The sequence below is a fragment of the Nostoc sp. genome (assembly GCF_036917655.1).
In the GTDB taxonomy this organism is placed as follows: Bacteria; Cyanobacteriota; Cyanobacteriia; order Cyanobacteriales; family Nostocaceae; genus Nostoc.
Genome location: NZ_JBALCY010000079.1, coordinates 1 through 14,550, shown reverse-complemented (window position 1 = coordinate 14,550; position 14,550 = coordinate 1). Strand labels below are relative to the sequence as shown.

General features: G+C 44.0%; 16 protein-coding genes. 4 read left to right on the top strand and 12 right to left on the bottom strand.

The window, feature by feature from the left end:
• Positions 1–13: 13 nt before the first annotated feature.
• From V7K30_RS30290 to V7K30_RS30265, 6 genes are all read right to left on the bottom strand, one after another.
• A complete protein-coding gene (locus V7K30_RS30290) occupies positions 14–586 on the bottom strand; it encodes an O-methyltransferase (RefSeq protein ID WP_335005733.1) in 573 nt (190 codons plus the stop codon).
• 11 nt (positions 587–597) lie between these two features.
• Positions 598–984: an oxalurate catabolism protein HpxZ gene (gene hpxZ, locus V7K30_RS30285; protein WP_335005732.1), complete on the bottom strand. Its 387-nt coding sequence runs from the start codon at positions 982–984 to the stop codon at positions 598–600.
• A gap of 68 nt (positions 985–1,052) precedes the next feature.
• On the bottom strand, positions 1,053–2,306 hold the full coding sequence (locus tag V7K30_RS30280; RefSeq protein WP_335005730.1) for an MFS transporter: 1,254 nt from the start codon (positions 2,304–2,306) through the stop codon (positions 1,053–1,055).
• A 26-nt stretch (positions 2,307–2,332) separates the two neighbouring features.
• Entirely contained in the window at positions 2,333–3,109 is a 777-nt protein-coding gene (locus tag V7K30_RS30275) for a sulfite exporter TauE/SafE family protein (RefSeq protein WP_335005728.1), read from the bottom strand.
• Positions 3,109–3,768, bottom strand: a complete 660-nt coding sequence (locus V7K30_RS30270) for an HAD family hydrolase (RefSeq protein ID WP_335005726.1) — start codon at positions 3,766–3,768, stop codon at positions 3,109–3,111. The genes V7K30_RS30275 and V7K30_RS30270 overlap by 1 nt, the downstream gene beginning before the upstream one ends.
• A gap of 129 nt (positions 3,769–3,897) precedes the next feature.
• Entirely contained in the window at positions 3,898–4,860 is a 963-nt protein-coding gene (locus tag V7K30_RS30265; protein ID WP_335005724.1) for a DMT family transporter, read from the bottom strand.
• A gap of 56 nt (positions 4,861–4,916) precedes the next feature.
• Here V7K30_RS30265 and V7K30_RS30260 point away from each other — a divergent pair, with 56 nt between their 5' ends.
• Positions 4,917–5,174: a hypothetical protein gene (locus V7K30_RS30260; protein WP_335005723.1), complete on the top strand. Its 258-nt coding sequence runs from the start codon at positions 4,917–4,919 to the stop codon at positions 5,172–5,174.
• Positions 5,175–5,691: 517 nt separating this feature from the next.
• On the opposite strand, the gene V7K30_RS30255 is transcribed toward V7K30_RS30260, so the two are convergent.
• The 4 genes from V7K30_RS30255 to V7K30_RS30240 all read right to left on the bottom strand — a co-directional run bounded on the left by V7K30_RS30255 (position 5,692) and on the right by V7K30_RS30240 (position 8,944).
• Positions 5,692–6,606 (bottom strand): TauD/TfdA dioxygenase family protein, encoded by a 915-nt coding sequence (locus tag V7K30_RS30255; protein ID WP_335005721.1) that lies wholly within the window; start codon positions 6,604–6,606, stop codon positions 5,692–5,694.
• An 82-nt stretch (positions 6,607–6,688) separates the two neighbouring features.
• Complete coding sequence (locus V7K30_RS30250; protein WP_335005719.1) at positions 6,689–7,510, bottom strand: SDR family oxidoreductase; 822 nt, start codon at positions 7,508–7,510, stop codon at positions 6,689–6,691.
• A 123-nt stretch (positions 7,511–7,633) separates the two neighbouring features.
• Complete coding sequence (locus tag V7K30_RS30245) at positions 7,634–7,981, bottom strand: hypothetical protein (protein WP_335005717.1); 348 nt, start codon at positions 7,979–7,981, stop codon at positions 7,634–7,636.
• Between the two features lie 15 nt (positions 7,982–7,996).
• Positions 7,997–8,944 carry a zinc-binding dehydrogenase gene (locus tag V7K30_RS30240; RefSeq protein ID WP_335005715.1) on the bottom strand — a complete coding sequence of 316 codons (948 nt, stop codon included), beginning with the start codon at positions 8,942–8,944 and terminating at the stop codon, positions 7,997–7,999.
• Positions 8,945–9,739: 795 nt separating this feature from the next.
• Here V7K30_RS30240 and V7K30_RS30235 point away from each other — a divergent pair.
• The gene (locus V7K30_RS30235) at positions 9,740–10,141 is read left to right on the top strand and encodes a VOC family protein (protein ID WP_335005713.1); all 402 of its coding nucleotides are present in this window, start codon (positions 9,740–9,742) and stop codon (positions 10,139–10,141) included.
• A gap of 84 nt (positions 10,142–10,225) precedes the next feature.
• Here the strand turns inward: V7K30_RS30235 and V7K30_RS30230 are convergent, their stop codons facing one another.
• Positions 10,226–10,711, bottom strand: a complete 486-nt coding sequence (locus V7K30_RS30230) for a pentapeptide repeat-containing protein (RefSeq protein ID WP_335005863.1) — start codon at positions 10,709–10,711, stop codon at positions 10,226–10,228.
• A gap of 180 nt (positions 10,712–10,891) precedes the next feature.
• On the opposite strand from V7K30_RS30230, the gene V7K30_RS30225 reads away from it, so the two are divergent.
• Positions 10,892–11,806 (top strand): ion channel, encoded by a 915-nt coding sequence (locus tag V7K30_RS30225; RefSeq protein ID WP_335005711.1) that lies wholly within the window; start codon positions 10,892–10,894, stop codon positions 11,804–11,806.
• A gap of 20 nt (positions 11,807–11,826) precedes the next feature.
• Here the strand turns inward: V7K30_RS30225 and V7K30_RS30220 are convergent, their stop codons facing one another.
• Positions 11,827–12,021: a hypothetical protein gene (locus tag V7K30_RS30220; protein ID WP_335005709.1), complete on the bottom strand. Its 195-nt coding sequence runs from the start codon at positions 12,019–12,021 to the stop codon at positions 11,827–11,829.
• A 296-nt stretch (positions 12,022–12,317) separates the two neighbouring features.
• Between V7K30_RS30220 and V7K30_RS30215 the strand changes: the two genes are divergently transcribed.
• Positions 12,318–14,015 carry an alpha/beta hydrolase gene (locus V7K30_RS30215; protein WP_335005707.1) on the top strand — a complete coding sequence of 566 codons (1,698 nt, stop codon included), beginning with the start codon at positions 12,318–12,320 and terminating at the stop codon, positions 14,013–14,015.
• Positions 14,016–14,550: the final 535 nt, after the last annotated feature.

The following is a 14,550-nucleotide window of genomic DNA, read 5'->3' as shown; positions in this document are numbered from 1 at the left end:
ACAGTAATTATTTCTATTGAATGCGTGTTGCTAGAATCACTGAGTTTTTTGCGGTCACGCGGATTTCTGTGGCAGCAATCCGAGCATCTTTGAGCCAAAATTCCCTGATTGGATCTGTTCGTCCGTGCCATTCTGGAGGCCAGTATTCTTCGGGTGTGAGATCGTCTAGCAAAATAAAGCCTCCTGGTTTGAGAGCATTTATTAATGTTTGAGGTTCGCTGAGTTTTGCCTTTCCGCCATCAGCAAATAACAAATCAAAGGGAGCATAAGTGAGCAAGTCGCGCCAGTCGCCTAGAAGTGCGAGGACATTAGACTTATCTGCAAATAGCTGTTGCACAAGTTGGGCAAGGTGGCGATCGCTTTCAATCGTAATGAATGTACTATCTGGATGTAATGCACTCACAATCCACGCTGCACCAACCCCGCATCCACTACCAATCTCGCCAATTTGACCCTGTGTAATGTGGCTGGTGAGGACGTGCAACAAGCGACCAACTTCCGGGAGCGAAGATTGGGTAAACTCAAGTTGTGCAGCTAAGGATTCTGCTTGTTGCACCACTGGGGCAATTTCGGTAATGCTAGTCATAGTTTTTAAATTTACACTGGCAATAATGAAACATGGGCTGAAACCACTTTCCATCCTTCGGTAAACCTGTACCAAGTCTGGCTTTGTCGTCCGAAACGTTCTACACCATTGATATTGCGGCGAAACTCCAATGTCACTGTTGCTGCATCTTTCCCAAAGGTTACAACCTTAAGATTCAAGATTTCTCGCTCTATTTTCGGGTTTGATCGAGAGGCGCGAAAGTTACGAATTTCATCACCGCCATAGAGGTTTTCTGTGATGCCAAACCGCACTACTTCGGGTGCATCCCAAAATAAGCTATCCATCACCTCCAAATTGTTATTACCAAGGGCTTCTTCATACTTGAGGTACAAATCAGTTACTTCAGTTACAACAGCAGGATCATTTATAGTATTCATTGTTTTTAGAAATTTTTGGTGTTATGGCTGATTATGCACTTTTTCAAATAGTCAGAGCTATTTTTCTTTTAAGCTCTTTCAGTATGTAGATTCAGACGAACCAGATCACGGAAGGCGGAGATTTGCTGCATAAAGAAAATTGAGCCTGCAATACAAATACTTGCACCGAGGATGACAGTATTGCTACTACCAATTTTGCTTGCTAGTGCGCCAGCTATTAAGTTGCCTATAGGTACTGCGCCTGTAGATGCCATAACGTAAAGACCTGTAATTTGTCCGCGATTGCGATCGCTCACCAACAACTGAAGCAGAGTCCGTCCCGCAATTATCTGCAAAATAAAGCCGAAACCAGCCGCCGATAATGAAAGCAGCGAAAGCCAGAACACGCGGGATAGGGCAAAGACAATCAAGCTTATCCCCATAAAACCTATGCCCAATGCCAGAACTTTACCTGACTCCAGTACATTGCTATGCTTAGTTAAATAAATACCACCAGCTAACGTTCCCAAACTGGAAGCTGTCATCAAGAAGCCGAAGTTATTAGGCCCGCCCTGCAAAATCTCTTTGGCAAAAATCGGCCCCAAAGCTAAGTAAAATCCCCACACGCAACAGACTAAAGCCGAACCAATCAAGACTGATCGAATTGGTAAAAACCCAAAGGCATAGTTAAAACTAGCTTTCAATTCTTCTAAAGGTTTGCGTGTGGAAATGACGGCTTTTCTGGGGGCAAGCCGCATCGCCAAGAGGGCAAAAATTACAGCGATATAACTGATAGTATCAATCAGAAAACAAGCGCCCGAACCAATGGCCGCAATTAATAGACCCGCGATCGCAGGCCCAAGCATTACCGAAACGCTGACAAGGGAGGAGTACAAGGCGATCGCATTGCCAAGATTTTCCTTGCTGACCGTTTCTGGTAGAAATGCCTGTCGGGTCGGAATATCGAAGGCGTTGATTATCCCTTGTAACCCACCAAGAAGTGCAATCTGCCAGACATTAATAGTACCGCTCAGAGCCAGCCATGTCAGAGCCAAAGACTGAAGCATCCCTAGAATTTGGGCGACAGTCAGGATGCGATGGCGGTTGGAGCGATCGGCAACAATTCCACCCAGAGGAATCAACATAAGCGTGGGAATTTGGCTGGCAAACCCCACTAGACCGAGTAACCAAGGGGAATCGGTGAGGCGATATACAAGCCAGCTAGTAGCCACCTGGGTCATTGACGTACCAATCAGAGAAATTGCCTGACCTGCATAGTAGAGGCGAAAATTTCTGGAACTAAAAGCACGCAGCATGACTTGTGATTTTTTTGATGCTTCCATATATCACCCCTGAGTAGCTCCAGTTTTTAACCGTGAATAAAAAAGTAGGCAGTCATAGTGAAGGCAACAATCATCACAAATTTCCGAATTAAATGGGGTTCAAGTTTACGAGCATAGTGGGCGCTTAAATAACCACCAAGGGAACCACCCACGGCCATCAAAATAGCTTGATGCCAAGCAATCACACCTGCAAAAATAAAAGGAACGATCGCAATACCATTGATACAGCTCCCTAAAAATGTCTTAAAAGCATTCATTGTGTGAATACTTTTGATACCTAAAAATGTCAGAGTTGCCAGCATTAAAATTCCTAAACCTGCGCCGAAGAAACCGCCATAGATTGCGATCGCTAGTTGAGCCAGTACCAAATTAAACAAGGGTACAGATTTCGGTGATTTATCCTGGTTTTGACGCTGCAACCACTTTTTGAACGGTTCCCCAAAGGTAAATACCAGAGTTGCCAGCAGCAACAGATAGGGAATCAGCTTTTTAAAGACATCTGGCGATGTATATAACAAAGCTATGGAGCCAATCATGCCACCAACTAAACTGACACCACATAGAAGTAAAAAATCTCGCCGCTCGATGCCTAAATCTTGACGATATGCTCCAGCACTTGCTAGAGCCGCCACCCACATCGCGGTATTATTGGTGGCGTTAGCTGCGATCGGCGGTACACCAGTAAAAATGAGAGTTGGAAATGTAATAAAGCTTCCACCACCCGCTACAGCATTTAACCCGCCTGCAATGAAAGCGGTGCTAAAGAGAAGTAAGCTATGGATAAATGTTAATGATGGCGGCATTATTTTAAATTACGAATTATCAATCCGGGAATATCACTTGGAGAATGGGCAATCAAGTCAGCACCATGAGCTTTCAATTCCTCCTCAGTTCCATAGCCATAGGTAACACCAATTGAAGCAATGTGATGGTGCTTGGCTCCAATGATGTCATGTGAGCGATCGCCTACCATCACCACAGTAGAGGCTAAAAGTTTTTCTGTTAGTAAAATATATTGAATTAAGTCGCTTTTTATGCTTCGCGTTCCGTCAAGTTCACTACCATAAACACCATCAAAAAGCAACGACAATCCAAAATATTCAATAATCTGCGTAGCATAAATGTATGGTTTAGAAGTCGCAACAAAAGTTTTATAACCAGCAAAACGAATCGCTTTTAGGATTTCTGGAATCTGGGGATAAAGAGAGTTTTCAAATAATCCAATCGTGGCAAAGCGACGACGATACAGTGAAATAGCTTGTTCAATTACTGTGCTATCTAAAGTTTTCAGCAACTGCGAAAAGCTATCTTTTAGTGGTGGGCCAATACACCAATGCAATTCATCAGCATTCGGTGGTTTGTAACCGAGTTCAGATAGCGCATACTGAATGCATCGAGTAATGCCACGTTTGGGATCTGTTAATGTCCCGTCTAAATCAAAAAGGATAGCAGAGGAAAGCATATCTTATATTAATTCGTAATTCGTAATTAAGAAAGCCAATTTTAATCTGGGTTCCCAGGTTTGCATCTGTAACTTTCTTGGGGATAATTGGTATTACATGAAAGTATTTTCCAATGCCCAATGCCCAATTTAACTTCTAATTTTGAGCGATTTAAAAAAGCCTTCTGCACTAAGTAACGCAATCCCCAATGTGACAACACCAATCCCCACGCTCTGAATCACATTTAAAGTTTCGCTAATCGTTACCCATGCAACTAGCGCCGTTAATGCTGGACTGCTAGAACCAATTATAGAAGCGGTAGATGCGCCAACCATCCGAATCCCCACATTGTTTAGAGTGTGGCCGAGAAAGCTGACTAGACCCGAAAAGATACTGCCAATCCATAGGGGTGTCCAGTCAAGTTGGGCGATCGCAGCTGGCCAGAATAGTAAGCTAATACCAGAAAGCAGTAGAGTAGAGGCAAAACTGATCCAGGTAAAGGGAACTGGATGGAATTTTTCTAAACATTTTTGAGCAATGATGCAATAAAAGGCGTAAACGATCCCAGCGCCAAAACTAGCGAAAATGCCGATCGCAATGGTATGACTGCTGTAGGTGGCAGAAGATTGAGGAATGGTGAGAGCGCTTCCTACTAGGATAATACCCATCACCAGCCAACGGAAGCGGGTGGGGCGATCGCCAAAAAACCTCCAAGATAGCAGTGCTGTAAATACGGGATAGGTGAAGAAGAGGGTCAAGGCAATGCCTGTGGGAATCAAGCCAATAGCAATGTAGAGTGAGGCAATATACACAAACATCAGTACCCCACAGCCCAAAGCTTGGATTAGAACATCCCTGTGCTTCGAGGTGAACAAACCTTTTAATTCAGTCCAAGCAGATGGATATAGCTTGAATGATAGAGATGCCATCAGTGGAACCACTAGCAGCATTCGCATGAACATCAGCAAGAATGAATTCTGCAAATCCGGTTTAACGTATCCACCGAGTAAAAATAAACCTAGTACGAGATGTTCTGAAAACAAAACTCGGACAGTAACGTTGTGAAACGTCAAAACAAAGGAGGATAGAAGAACCGTCAAGATGCCCAACACGATAAAAAGTTTCCTTAGAGACGACCTGATTGTATTGCTAAAACCTAACAAACCAGATGAAGTTTGAGGAAATCAAAGCCGTCGCTGTAAAAACACTGCCAGTTGTTCAATCAAAACTCAGGACTTACACAAAAAATAGCCCAAACCTTGATTTTCCTGTAGGGGCAATTCATGAATTGCCCTTACCGCGTGTAGTTTTTATCTCGTTCCCAGTCTCCGACTGGGAATGCCGTTCTAGAGGCTCCGCCTCCCTTGCTGGCGGCAGAGCCGCAACGATCAACATTTCCAGCCTCTGGCTGGAAACGAGCTTTTAAAGGGGTTTGAGCTTAAGTTGACACCAATGTTGATGAATTGCCCCTACCGCGTCTAGTTTTGCGTAATTCCTAAAAACTATCCAAAGGAACCGGCGCTCACAGGTTCATTTGCAATATTTTTGGCGAACTGGTTTCCCGGACGGGGTAAACCGAGATTTTCGCGCAACGGGTAAAAATGCTCCGAGTTTAAGTTGTTTTTTCGTACTCATATTTCTATCTGCGAGGGCGTACTCATGCTTTTTTCGTTCTCTTGTTTAGAACAAGAAAGTGTCGGTTATTAAGACTCTGGTATTGTTACTTGCGGTTCATAAAGAAAAGAGGGGTAGGTTTTTCAGATTAGACCAATTTTTTGGGTTTTAGAACCAAAATGATTGTCTCAAACCTTAAAACTACGTTCAATAATTGGGAATGTTCTCAATTATTTCTCAGAAACCTAAATACCTACCCTTGAAAGCAGAGGAGCAAGGGGAAACAACTAATGCCCAATGCCCCATGCCCAATGCCCAATGCTCAAATATTACGCAGTCACTGCCTCACGTCGATTGTACTGAGAAGCATCTCCCTTGATGGCCTCACTTTGTTTACCATCGATGCCCACTGGGAGGTCGCCGACAATTGTGACTCGTTGAACGTGGCGGGGCTGGTCGCCATAATCTGCGATCGCATAATGTTGAGTAGCCCGATTGTCCCAAAAGGCTACGTCACCAACTTGCCAATGCCACCGGACTGTGTTCTCAGGACGTGTTACATAAGCTTGTAAGAGTCTGAGAATTTCATCTGATTCAGTCGTTGATAAGCCACGGAACTGGCGCACAAATCCGCCGATGAATAGCCCATGTTCGCCAGATTCGGGATGGATGCGTACAACTGGGTGCAGAGTCTCGTATACAGTCGAGGTGAAGACAGCCCGGTAAGCCTTGACATCTTCGGGTAGGTCGAATCCAGTTGCATAGTCATATTTATTGCTGTGTACTGCCCAAAGTTGATCCGCGAGATTACGCAGATGGGGAGGTAAATCTTGGTAGGCAGTCACGGAGTTTGCCCAGATTGTATCGCCACCGGTCGGGGGAATATCAAGCGCTCGTAAGATAGAGCCGAGAGGAGGACGGTCTATGAATGTCACATCGGTATGCCAGCTATTGGCGCGGGAAGCAGTGCGGCCATAATTCAGGTCTAAGACTTCTGGGTTTTCTGGAAGCGATGGTACAGTGGGGTGGGCTGTAGTGACTTCACCAAAACGACGAGCGAAGGCGACTTGTCCATCAGCATCGAGCTGTTGCTGACCACGGAAAAAGATCACTTTGTATTTGACTAGAGTCTTGCGAATATCGCTGATAATGTCATCGCTGAGGTTATAACTCAGATTAACACCGATGATTTCAGCACCGATACGTCCTGCAACTGGTTTGATGTCAAAGTGTTGAGAACCCATGTTTTTTATCTCCAAGAAGTTTATGTTTTTACAATGTAGAGACGCGATTAATCGCGTCTGCTAAACAGATTCATCGCGTCTGCTAAACACCAGGGGTAGAGCCGCCATCAACGATAATCTCTGTTCCTGTAATCGATGCAGCAAGATCAGATACCAGAAATAACGCCAGCGCGGCAATTTCTTCTGGCTGGGCGATTCTTTTTAAAGGAATACTTTGAATGGTTTGTGCCTTCACTTGCTCAACGGTGATCCCTTGCGCTTGGGCGTTCTGCTGGGCTAAACGTTCAGCACGCTCAGTAGCTGTAGCACCGGGCGATATGGCATTAATCCGAATCTTGTACTCGGCTAACTCTTTAGAAATGCCCTTTGTAAAGTTGAGCAAAGCCGCATTGCTTGTACCACCAGCTAGGAAGTTAGGGCGAGGTGTACGTCCTGCACCGCCGACTATATTGACAATTCGACCATCACCGCGACTTTTTTGATGGGGGACGACGGCTCTAACTAGGCGGATATAGCCCAATAATTTTAGGTTCCAAGCATCCAAAAATAAATCATCAGTGGATTCTAGGAAAGACCCAGCACGGGCTGATCCGGCATTATTAATCAAGATATCAATCTGACCAAACTGAGCCAAGGTGGTTGAAACAACTTTCTCAACATCCTCTGCTTTTGTTAAATCAGCGCTGATGGCAATCACTTTCGCCCCTGGCGTGGGTAAGGATTGGATGTCAGCTAGTGCATTTTCTAGTCTTTCTTGATTGCGGGCTGCGTAGGCGTAGCCCGTCGTAGACATCGCAACATTCACACCTTCACTATAAAGTGCTTTGGCGGTGGCTAAACCAATTCCCGCACTTCCTCCGGTAACGATCGCTGTTTTACCTGATAGTTTTAGTTCTAAGCTCATACAAACTTACCCTCAAAAATGTAATTTACTCAGGACTTACGCAAAAAGGTTCTGAAGTAGCGGTAATTCATGAATTACCGCTACGACAAATCAAGTTTTTGAGACAATTTTGCGTAAGTTCTATTACTTGCGAACCAATAATATTGCTGATTGAGAGCCTGTATTGTGGATATCCAAGATGACTTGATTTTCCCCTGATGTACAACCCAGAAGTATCTTGATTTCTGTATCTCGCTTTTCCAAATCAACACTGAAAATAACGGCAGTTACTGTTTGACTAGACAAGCTACCTATCCAGACATCAATATCATTTCTATCTCCAGAGCAAGTGTTTTCTAAGTATCCATAGTCCAGTGGATAAACGAAGGATGGATAACGTGGATGTGATGTCCCTTTTGGACGATCTATCTTGAGATTACTAGCAGCTACAAGTTGATCTAGTTTGAACCAGAAGTCAGTACTATCCCCCATGCCATCAGCTAATACTCAATTGGAAATGTGTAACACAGCCTTCCCAGGAAAACGCCTGTCGAGTAGTTGTTGTGCTACATCAGCTATTTGTGTCCAAGAAGCTTCTAAATCAATGTGAGGACGCAAATGTCCTGCTTCTACTAAACTCAAAAGCCGTTTTAGACCGACTGCGGCTGATTCAAATCTCAGTTCATCGAACAGACGTAAACCATACAAGCTCACGCTACCAGTCCCAAAAAATTGAGCGGCGTTGAATGTCACTTCTGCTCCCCCAGATACTCCATACAACACAGTTTTTCCATCCTGTGCCAGTAAGCTAAGGGCTACCCCCAAAGTCTTGCCACCGACTGACTCTATAATTAGATCATAGGGGCCATATTCGCTTGCGGGTGAGAGGTCTTCAGCAATCACCACTGATTCTGCCCCTGCTTCTCTAACCAAAGTTTCATAGCCAGCTTGACGAATGTATGCTACGACGTGCGCCCCTGAAAGTTGCGCCAATTGGATAGCAAAGTAACCAACACCTCCTGATGCACCTGTAACTAGAACTCGACGACCTAACAGCGAACCACCTTTGAGTACTGCATGATACGCGGTTAAACCCGCTACAGGCAGTGTGGCAGCTTGAGCAAAGGATACCGATGGCGGTACTTCTGCTAAGGCGTTGGTGGGAACAGAGACAAGTTCTGCCCAAGCACCGGCACGGCGCAAGCCAACTACACGCGCCCCTTGAGGAAGCCCTGAACCATCGGCAGCCGGGGTTTCCACTACACCTGCCAAGTCCCAACCTGGCTGCCAACCAGCCTCAGCAGAAGTTGAACGTTTCACCTCTCCCCGATTCAGGGAAATTGCTGCTACCCGCACTAAAGCTTCATCTGGGGCAGGCTTTGGTGCAGTCACTTCACTCAATGCCAAACGCCCCGGCACATTGGGATCAACAATCACAGCACGTATTTTACTCATAGAGAATGCCCTGGCTTAGAGATTAATTTCTAGTTCGTTGGATCGCAATGTACTGCCTGCAATAGATAAGCTCGATAGATTAACTATTTCTTCTTAACTGCAAATCCTGTAACTAGGTTAACGAAAATTCATAAACTACGGTAAGTCAATAGATTTATAGTATTTTGTAGAACGTAAAAAGAAACCTATCACAGACAGCCAAAAGAATCAAGCACCTTGCGAAAAAATTTGTTTCATCAATACTTGCATCTATTGGTGTGTTGTAAGCTAGTCGCTGTCAACCTCCTACCTGACTACGAGAAGTCGCCCTTTAGACGTATATGGATTATGGTGTGCAGTATGAGGGAATTTAAAATTAAGAAATCTTATCTGTTTTATCCGATGAAAATCAAGCGTTATTTATGGATAAATATTTTACCCATTGCTGTATTATTGGCTATCATTTTGCTAGGAAAAACTCATACCGATTATCTGTGAGGTTGCATAGAACCAGTTGCTCAAGCCCCTTATCTTATCAAAGTTGATTTTGTGCAGCTTCAGATAGAATTTATATCAGTAAAATACGTCATCAAATATCCTATTTTAAACATCATATCTTGATGGGGAAATAATTGGATTTGATGGCAAGTTTTATCAGATAAAAGCTCATGGAGTTACTACAATTCCAAAATGCTAAAGTAGAACTTGATACTCTATCAAAGATTGAGATAAATTTGACCAAGCTGATTTGGGAGATGGCAAACTTACTGAAGTCAACAGAGTTAAACGGTAACTAAATATTTTTGGATTAAAGCGATGTCACTACCAGAAACTATTGCAAAAGAAAAAGATACCCGTCCCGCTGTGGCGATTGGGCATGTGAGATTATATGTGAGTAATGTACCGGAGGCTAGCGATTTTTTCGTCAGGATAGGGCTGCGGTTGATTACCCAATCAGAACAATTAGCTGTTTTAGAATTACGGGGAGGAACGCACTTAGTTTTGAGAACAAGTTCAGAGACTATTGCTCCTGGAATCAACGCGCCTTTTGATCTGATGGTAGATGATGTTTGCGCCACCCGAGATACTTTTAGGAAGTGGGGACTGACTGTTTCTGAGATCGAAACAGGCAGAATCCACAGTTCATTTACTTTGACTGGGCCAGACGGCTATCTATTGACGTTAACTTCCTCACATACAGGCGGTAGAGAAGTTTAACAAAAAAAAAGAAAGGTGTCAGCCGTCAGAATTGGGCATGAATTGGAGTCAGACTTAGGGCGTGTCATCAATAGCGATCGCGCCTTAGCGACGCAACCCAATTACCCGCTCTAAGTCTGCTCCTGTAAAAGTTGCATCGGTTACATTAGCATTGGTCAGATTTGCATCTTCTAGATCAGCTTTCGTAAAATTAGCTCTACTGAGATTTGCTCCCGTCAAATTTGCCTTTCCTAAATCTGCATCCGTTAAATCAGCCCCACTGAAGTTAGCATTACTCAGATTAGTTTCATCCAGGTCAGCGTCAATCAGGATGGCATTACTCAAATCTACTCCGTTGAGGTCAACTTTATCTAAGTCAGCGCCTCGGAAATTACAGCCTTGACATTTTCTGGTAGATAGAAGTTGTTTAACTGAGTCGCCTGTCGCAGTTACAAGGGTAGAAGGAGTTGAAAGCCTTTCTGGATTTTGCTGATTTGTTCGTAGGGGTGTATTTGGAACGGAGGCTAGATTTGGTTCTGCCGCCTGGGGTTTTTCCGCTCTATAACATCCGAGTAAAACTCCTGAGTGCAGCCTTAACCACAGCTTGAAAGGGCTAGTTCTGAATTAGTAGGGTGGGCATTGCCCACCCTATTTTTTTGCTAATTTAAGAAAAGAAAGGTGAAGTTTCCGTTCCCTTGCGGGTAAGTGGAATGTCTTCAAAGCAACTTAATTTACAATACTAAGCAGTTGCCGTTCTTTTGGCTACTTGCAATGAAATTTCGACTGAAGAGACTTTCACTGAAGAAACGACAGCGTCTGATCCCACCTATTCAGATTCAAGTTCGAGATGGAAAATTTGAGATTATGGGTATAGGTGCATGGCATTCCTACTGGCGCGATCCTTACCATTTGCTGCTAACGATTCCCTGGACTGGCTTTCTGATCCTGATTTGTACTTTCTATATAACTATTAATGCTCTATTTGCCCTAGCTTACTTGATAGGAGGGGATTGTATTGCCAACGCCCGACCTGGCTCTTTTTTAGATGTCTTTTTCTTTAGCGTGCAAACCCTAGCATCCATCGGCTATGGGGCAATGTATCCTAAAACAACTTACGCCAACATTATTGTCACGATTGAAGCAATGATCGGTTTGATGGGAATTGCTGTGATGACGGGATTAGCGTTTGCTCGATTCTCCCGGCCCACAGCCCGTGTGGTCTTTAGCCGTGTTGCTGTAATTACACCTCATAATGCGATGCCGACTCTCATATTTCGCAGCGCTAATAAGCGTCGCAATATAATTCTGGAGGCGCAGATGCGAATCTACTTGATGCGCGACGAAGTGACTCTAGAAGGGCAGTTCATCCGTCGGTTCTACGATCTCAAACTGCTAACGAACCAAACACCTAGCTTCACGTTAAGCTGGTCAGTGATGCATGTCATTGATGAGTTTAGTCCTCTATATGGGATGACACCAGAATCGTTAACCCAGACAAATACTATACTGATCGTCTCTTTGAGTGGCATTGATGAAACGGTTGCACAAGTCGTCCATGCCCGTCATACTTATGCTGCTAATGAGATTTTGTGGAACAATCAATTTGTCGATATCTTCTACCACACACCCGATGGACATCGCTACATTGATTACAACCGTTTCCACGATGTTTTCCCTTTAGATTAAAGGATTTAAATTCCTGAAATTTACTCGGAAGTCTGATTGAGTGGTGGTTGCAACGGTTTAACGACAACCCGACCATTTTCAACTACAGTGTAACTTTTAACCATGCTCTTGCTGTGGTTAACTGGCACATCCTGGCACTGGTTTTGGTGGGAGACATTTTGCTCTTGTTGTTGGTTGAGGACGACAACACAACAGGGGCAGGAGGCGAAGGACATATAAAATATTTTGATCTCTATATCTATTATCGCTCTACTGATGCTGTTTGGCTGAAAAATTTGCTACCTATGTGTTTTGATAATTGAGGACAACTGTGCGCCTCTTGCATCCCGCAATTTGGTTCAGTGCTGGTTATTGCCTATGTGCGAAACTATGGATGTAAATACTTGCTTTATTGTGCTTGTAGCCTGTTTGATGTATCTAAACCAATTAAATAGGAAAGCGGTTATAGATCCCGCCCCGCTTTCCTCCCTGCCCAAACTTGTTTGGCAGGGTTAGACAGTGGGTTTTTCTAATGAAAAAATTTTTGAGATATCTGGGTTTAGGTTTGCTATCTACGTTCTTGACTGCTACTCCCGGATTGGGAGCTGAACGCATTAGCTTTTTTTATCCTCCCTTCGGCGAATTTTCCTTATCCGTGGACTCGCTGGAAACTTTTGCTAAAGAAGGCAAAATCGATCAAGATTTTTCATTTTATGCTAGTCGTGCTACTCCTCAACAACTCGCTCAACTGCGGGATCTGCTCCAGCAAAGGTTCAATGTCACTCCTACACTAGTATCTCAAGTTACCTACTCACCTATAGGTGAGCAACTGGTGCAACAACTGGGAAAATTACTTCTCACTGAGTCTCGAAAGAATGGCTTCTATGCCATACGTGCCTCTTTGATTTTGTCTGCTGCTGATCAAAAGGGCTTAACAGTTGTGAATTTGCTGCGGAAATTTCCTAGCAATACTATCCGGGTGAATTTCACGGAGGGGTTAAGGTTAGTCGATGACTTGTCACAATTGATCAAAAAAAAGGATGAAGTTTTTGCCTCTCTTCAAAAAGAAGCGATCGCCGAAGCAGCCAATTCAACCATTGACTTCTCCAAACAACCAGATTTGCGATCGCCAGGAAAATACCGTTGGCAGAAAAAAACCCTAGATCTAAATGACATTTCTCGCTCGCGCCGTCTACCCGTGGATATCTATCTCCCGGAAGCCGGTTCACAAAGCACTAAAGACGTGCCTTCGCCTCCCTTTCCCCTGATTGTAATTTCTCATGGCCTCGCCTCAGACCGCTCTACCTTTGTCTACCTGGCTGAACATCTAGCATCCTATGGTTTTGCCGTTGCTGTACTGGAACACCCTGGTAGTAATGCCGAACGCTTTCAGCAATATTTTGCGGGTTTGGCAGGGCCGCCAGATGCAGCAGAATTTATCAACCGACCTTTGGATATCAAGTATCTACTTAATGAACTCCAGCGTCTAGACAAATCTGATCCTACCCTCCAGGGAAAACTTAATTTTCAGCAAATTGGGGCGATCGGTCATTCCTTTGGCGGTTATACTGTTTTGACTCTAGCAGGAGCAAAGATTAACTTTCAGCAACTGCGCCAAGACTGTAATCCCAATAATTCATCCTTTAATTTGTCGCTCTTTTTGCAGTGTCAAGCAACTGAGTTACCCGCGACAAATTATGAACTCAAAGATGATCGCATCAAGGTGATCATGGCGATTAATCCGATTGACAGCTCAATTTTGGGTGAGGGTGGTCTGAGTGAAATTAAAATTCCGGTAATGCTGGTAGCAGGTAGTCAAGATATTTTCGCCCCACCTGTATTTGAGCAAATTCGCCCCTTCACCTGGCTTTCTGATCCCAATAAGTACCTGGCTTTGATCGAAAACGCTACCCACTTTTCGGCGATCGCCGAACCCACTTCTCAAAACGATGTCTTACCTGTGCCACCTGCCTTACTGGGTCCTGATCGTGCTGCTGTTTATTCCTATCTCAAAGCCCTGAGTGTAGCTTTTATGGAAACCCATCTCCTCAATCGCCCTGAATACCGCTCCTATTTGCAGCCTTCCTACGCCACATTTATCAGTAAAGAGCCGCTTCATCTCAGTATTTTACAGTCGTTATCGGCAGATCAATTCAATCAAATTTGGAGTGGGTCAACTGCCCAGTCAGCCAAACCATCAAAACCTCAACCTACCCCTACCCATCCGTGAGGGCTTAAGGTAAAGCGCTTTTTGTCAATCAGTTAAAATACCCAAAATATTTAAATAAAAATGATAATCGTGCGTGGGGAGAGGGGGACTAGGCTAGCCTATTTCGCCTACTCCCCCTCTTTTTGATTATCATTATCCTTAAAGTCTTTGACAACTTAAATAGGGTATGAAGAAATATTGTAACGACAGAATAACTTTGTAAAAAATAAAGCTCACTTCTTAAGTAAATTCAATTATCAAACGAGGTCATGAAAAGTTTGGTTTACCACCATGCCCAAGCGACCAAAACAAAACTATGACCACGCATAAGGGGAAAACGTTGACTGTAACGCAGTTGGTGAACTTTTGTAAAGAATTGGCTGGGTCTGCATAAAACTTATAAGCCGGAACTGATAACTCAACAGACACTGCACTGTCCAATTATCAGGGAGGATTTTTTATGAACTTTTGTAAAGAATTGGCTGGGTCTGCATAAAACTTATAAGCCGGAACTGATAACTCAACAGACACTGCACTGTCCAATTATCAGGGAGGA

Coding starts and splice junctions, on each gene's coding strand:
- V7K30_RS30290 (WP_335005733.1), bottom strand. CDS start 586: ATGACTAGCATTACCGAAATTGCCCCAGTGGTGCAACAAGCAGAATCC.
- hpxZ (WP_335005732.1), bottom strand. CDS start 984: ATGAATACTATAAATGATCCTGCTGTTGTAACTGAAGTAACTGATTTG.
- V7K30_RS30280 (WP_335005730.1), bottom strand. CDS start 2,306: ATGGAAGCATCAAAAAAATCACAAGTCATGCTGCGTGCTTTTAGTTCC.
- V7K30_RS30275 (WP_335005728.1), bottom strand. CDS start 3,109: ATGCCGCCATCATTAACATTTATCCATAGCTTACTTCTCTTTAGCACC.
- V7K30_RS30270 (WP_335005726.1), bottom strand. CDS start 3,768: ATGCTTTCCTCTGCTATCCTTTTTGATTTAGACGGGACATTAACAGAT.
- V7K30_RS30260 (WP_335005723.1), top strand. CDS start 4,917: ATGAAGTTTGAGGAAATCAAAGCCGTCGCTGTAAAAACACTGCCAGTT.
- V7K30_RS30255 (WP_335005721.1), bottom strand. CDS start 6,606: ATGGGTTCTCAACACTTTGACATCAAACCAGTTGCAGGACGTATCGGT.
- V7K30_RS30250 (WP_335005719.1), bottom strand. CDS start 7,510: ATGAGCTTAGAACTAAAACTATCAGGTAAAACAGCGATCGTTACCGGA.
- V7K30_RS30245 (WP_335005717.1), bottom strand. CDS start 7,981: ATGGGGGATAGTACTGACTTCTGGTTCAAACTAGATCAACTTGTAGCT.
- V7K30_RS30240 (WP_335005715.1), bottom strand. CDS start 8,944: ATGAGTAAAATACGTGCTGTGATTGTTGATCCCAATGTGCCGGGGCGT.
- V7K30_RS30235 (WP_335005713.1), top strand. CDS start 9,740: ATGTCACTACCAGAAACTATTGCAAAAGAAAAAGATACCCGTCCCGCT.
- V7K30_RS30225 (WP_335005711.1), top strand. CDS start 10,892: ATGAAATTTCGACTGAAGAGACTTTCACTGAAGAAACGACAGCGTCTG.
- V7K30_RS30220 (WP_335005709.1), bottom strand. CDS start 12,021: ATGTCCTTCGCCTCCTGCCCCTGTTGTGTTGTCGTCCTCAACCAACAA.
- V7K30_RS30215 (WP_335005707.1), top strand. CDS start 12,318: ATGAAAAAATTTTTGAGATATCTGGGTTTAGGTTTGCTATCTACGTTC.